The organism is Limnohabitans sp., from assembly GCF_044373035.1.
Classification (GTDB): domain Bacteria; phylum Pseudomonadota; class Gammaproteobacteria; order Burkholderiales; family Burkholderiaceae_C; genus Limnohabitans_A.
In genome coordinates this window covers 1-3,682 of sequence record NZ_JBILQU010000173.1, presented here as the reverse complement: position 1 = coordinate 3,682, position 3,682 = coordinate 1, and the positions used below count along the sequence as shown (strand labels likewise).

Annotated in this window: 6 protein-coding genes; 3 read left to right on the top strand and 3 right to left on the bottom strand. The window is 60.8% G+C overall.

Annotation, left to right across the window (positions count from 1 at the left end; all coding sequences use genetic code 11):
* Both ACIQ47_RS15255 and ACIQ47_RS15250 read right to left on the bottom strand, forming a co-directional pair.
* Nucleotides 1–418 (bottom strand): DUF6279 family lipoprotein (locus ACIQ47_RS15255; protein ID WP_396438896.1); only part of this gene is annotated, 418 nt, incomplete at its 3' end.
* Nucleotides 418–924 (bottom strand): hypothetical protein, encoded by a 507-nt coding sequence (locus tag ACIQ47_RS15250; protein ID WP_396438895.1) that lies wholly within the window; start codon nt 922–924, stop codon nt 418–420. The genes ACIQ47_RS15255 and ACIQ47_RS15250, both read right to left, overlap by 1 nt.
* Before the next feature lie 109 nt (nt 925–1,033).
* On the opposite strand from ACIQ47_RS15250, the gene glmU reads away from it, so the two are divergent.
* From glmU to ACIQ47_RS15235, 3 genes are read left to right on the top strand one after another with little or no spacing between them, the layout of a single operon-like run.
* Entirely contained in the window at nt 1,034–2,440 is a 1,407-nt protein-coding gene (gene glmU / locus ACIQ47_RS15245) for a bifunctional UDP-N-acetylglucosamine diphosphorylase/glucosamine-1-phosphate N-acetyltransferase GlmU (RefSeq protein ID WP_396438893.1), read from the top strand.
* Nucleotides 2,441–2,492: 52 nt separating this feature from the next.
* Nucleotides 2,493–2,744, top strand: coding sequence for a type II toxin-antitoxin system Phd/YefM family antitoxin (locus ACIQ47_RS15240; RefSeq protein ID WP_296291134.1), 252 nt, complete (start codon nt 2,493–2,495; stop codon nt 2,742–2,744).
* Nucleotides 2,731–3,147, top strand: a complete 417-nt coding sequence (locus ACIQ47_RS15235; protein WP_296291133.1) for a putative toxin-antitoxin system toxin component, PIN family — start codon at nt 2,731–2,733, stop codon at nt 3,145–3,147. The genes ACIQ47_RS15240 and ACIQ47_RS15235 overlap by 14 nt, the downstream gene beginning before the upstream one ends.
* On the opposite strand, the gene ACIQ47_RS15230 is transcribed toward ACIQ47_RS15235, so the two are convergent.
* On the bottom strand, nt 3,144–3,635 hold the full coding sequence (locus ACIQ47_RS15230) for an Lrp/AsnC family transcriptional regulator (protein WP_396438892.1): 492 nt from the start codon (nt 3,633–3,635) through the stop codon (nt 3,144–3,146). The genes ACIQ47_RS15235 and ACIQ47_RS15230 overlap by 4 nt on opposite strands.
* Nucleotides 3,636–3,682: the final 47 nt, after the last annotated feature.

Here is a 3,682-nt window from a genome sequence, read left to right as displayed (position 1 = left end):
ATTCCTTTTCCCACTCTTCGTTTTGCCGCTCCCAGTGCCTTGCCATGTGGCTGAGCTGGCGCGGTCCCAGAGCCATGGCCACGGGGGCGGCCTGCACCACCGCCTGGCGCATCAGGGTGTCGAGCCGGGTTTGCATCTCTTCCACCACGCGGCACAGTTGCCCAGGCTGCACCGGGCCCGCGCTCAGATCGGCCGTGCGTTGCAACAGCGCAGCATAGCCAGGCAGTTCTTCTTGGCGATGCCATTGGTAGAGCTTGTCAATCGCTTCCTTGGCCACAGGTGTCTGGTTGCCGCTGAACGAGACCGTGCTGTCGAGCCACCAATACGACAGGGTGGGCAACTGCTGGTAACCGAGCTTGATGGCGCTGCAGGCGGGTAAGAACAAAAGCGCCAAAACGGCGATGCCGAAGCGGATCATTACAGTCCTTCGGCTTGCATGGACCAGCCGACCAGGTAACCCATGGGGGTGTTGGAGACCGAGTTGTTATCGCGCACCCGCACGGTCCAATCGCCTTTGAGACCACTGAAGGCCTGCAAACGGCTGACAGGAAGCGGCAAGGTCAGCAGTCGCCCACTGATCAAACAGGTGGAACCTTGGGTTGCGCTGGGGAGCTCCAGGTCCAACGTGGTTTCGTTGGGCAAGACCAGTTGAGCACTTAACTCAGCCATTTGACGGTGGTCAATGCACAGGCTCACGCTGGCCGCGAGTGGCTGCTGGATGGTGCAGACGTTGAAGGTTCTGGGAACCGCCTGGGCGACCGTATTGATGCTGTAACCGCCATTCAATCCATCAGCATATTTCAGCGGCAGCTCACACAGGGTGGCCGAGCCTGCAGCTGGCGTCGAACCACCTCCACCACAGCCCGAAAGCGATAAGCTGCCAGCCAAAGCGGCGCAAAAAAGCCGAAATCGAATTTGACACATGGTGGATTGCCCTTTTTAACGAATCATAGGCCCGATGCAGGGCAGCGATAATTTAACCATGCGCGAAGACCGCCCTTAACCTGTGGCCAAACGAGAAAGTGTGCTCCCCATGACCGCCCCCATCTTTCCCATCGACGTTGTCATCATGGCCGCCGGCAAAGGCACTCGGATGAAAAGCCGCTTGCCCAAAGTGCTGCAGCGCTTGGCGGGAGTGCCGCTGGTGCAGCATGTGCTGAACACAGCGGCGCAACTGAATGCACGTTCGGCCGTGGTCATCACCGGCCACGGGGCTGATCAGGTCGAGCCTCTGGTGCTGGCCCCGGGCCAGCTGCTGGCGGTCCAATGCGTGCGCCAGGAACCGCAGTTGGGCACGGGCCATGCCGTGCAGCAAGCCGTGCCCGTGCTGGCCGACGATGGCGTGGTGGTGGTCTTGTCGGGCGATGTGCCGCTGACCCAAGCGGGCACCCTGCAAGCGCTGATCGACCAATGCGGCGGCCAACAACTGGCGCTGCTGACCATCGACATGGCCAACCCCACGGGCTACGGCCGCATCGTGCGCGAGGGTGACGTGGTGCAAGCCATCGTGGAACAAAAAGACGCGACCGATGCGCAGCGCCAGATCAGCGAGGTGTACAGCGGCATCATGGCCGTGCCCGCGCGCCGGCTCAAAGCCTGGCTGGCCCGTCTGGACAACCAAAACGTGCAAGGTGAGTACTACCTGACCGACGTGGTCAAACTGGCTGTGGCTGAAGGTGTGCCCGTGGTGGCCCATAAGATTACCGATGCGCTGCAAGTGGCGGGCATCAACAGCCCGGTGCAACTGGCCGAGCTCGAGCGCGCCCACCAACTGCGCCAGGCGCACCGATTGATGGTGGAAGGCGTGCGCCTGCAAGACCCGGCTCGCTTCGACTTGCGCGGCCAGCTCGATTGCGCGCAAGACGTCGAAATCGACGTGAACTGCATTTTTGAAGGCCGGGTGTTTTTGGGCGAGGGCGTGAAGATCGGTGCGAACTGCGTGATTGCCAACTGCACCATCGCTGCAGGCGCGGTCATCCACCCTTTCACCCACATCGACGGCGAAAAACTCGGCGTGTCGGTGGGCGAGGGCGCGCTGATTGGCCCCTTTGCCCGTCTGCGCCCTGGCGCGCAGCTGGGCGCTGAGGTGCACATCGGCAACTTTGTCGAGGTCAAAAATTCAACGATGGCCAAGGGTGCCAAGGCCAACCACCTGGCCTATCTGGGCGACGCCACCGTGGGCGAGCGCGTGAACTATGGCGCAGGCAGCATCACCGCCAATTACGACGGGGCCAACAAACACCGCACCGTGATCGAAGCTGATGTGCACATCGGCAGCAACTGCGTGTTGGTCGCACCCGTCACCATTGGCGCGGGCGGCACCGTGGGCGGCGGCTCCACCATCACCAAGAGCACCGAGCCAGGGGCCTTGAGCGTGGCGCGCGGCAAGCAGGTCAGCATCGCGAACTGGGCGCGGCCTGTCAAAAAGCCGAAAACTTGATAATCGAACGGTTCAATCGAACGATTCGGTCGTTTGGTGCTATATTGACGCCATGCAAACCCTGACCGCCAACGAAGCCAAAACCCAGTTCGGCCATTTCATCGATCTGGCGCAACGCGAGCCCGTGCGCGTCATGCGCCGCGATCGTGTGGTCGGCGTCATGGTCTCGGCGCACGACTACGAAGCCATGCGTGAGTTTTATGCCAACCGCCTGCAACACACCTTGGTGGACACGGCGGCCAAGGCAGAGCAAGCGGGCTTGACCCCTGATCTGCTGGAAGATTTGCTGCGTGACGAGTCTTAAGCTGGTCATTGACACCAACATCCTCATCAGCGCCGCACTGTCTGCACAAGGTGCACCCGCCAAGATGGTGCTGTGTGCATTGGCTCGGCACCGTTTGGTGTTTTCTCAAGCGACGTTTGATGAACTGCGCACGCGGATTTATCGACCCAAATTTGACCGGTACATCTCTTTGGACGACCGCGAGCGTTTGTTGCGCGACTTCAATGCCAGCGCGATGTGGGTGGAGGCAGGAGCACCTGGGCTGTATTGCCGGGATCGCGATGACGACCATTTCATTGAAGCTGCACTGAAGGCCCAAGCCGATTACTTGGTCAGCGGCGACAAGGATTTGCTGGAAGCGCCCCCCGTGCAAGGACTGCGAGTCGTGTCAGTCCATCAGGCACTGGAAGTTTTGGGGCTTTAGCCACGGGCCAACACGGGCCAAGCCGTCGTGAACTTGGCCCGCTTGGTCGCAAAAAAAGCTTTCACATTGCGCACATTGGCGTCTTGGGTGAACAGGGTTTGGCTGATCGCCAGGTAGTGCGGCATGTCGCGGGCCTGCACCACCAGCACAAAGTCGGGGCCTGGGGATACGCGCCAGCATTGCTGCACCGCATCGAGCGCCACCGCGCGGGCCTCAAACGCGTCCAGGTGTTCGCTGCCTTGGCGGTCCAGGGACACCTCGACCAAGGCGCTCAGCCCATGGCCCAAGCTGGCGGCCAGTTTGTCGGTGCTCAGCACCGCCACCTGGCGCTCAATCCAGCCGCCATCGGTCAGCCGCTTGACGCGGCGAAGGCAAGTGGGGGGCGAGACGTTCACCCGCTCGGCCAGCGCCACATTGCTGATGCTGGCATCGCGCTGCAGGGCATCGAGCAGTTGCAGGTCGATGAAATCGATTTCTTTTAGTTCCATGAATGAAATTTTATTGGAATTAAATTTCATATTTAAATTTTTGTGAA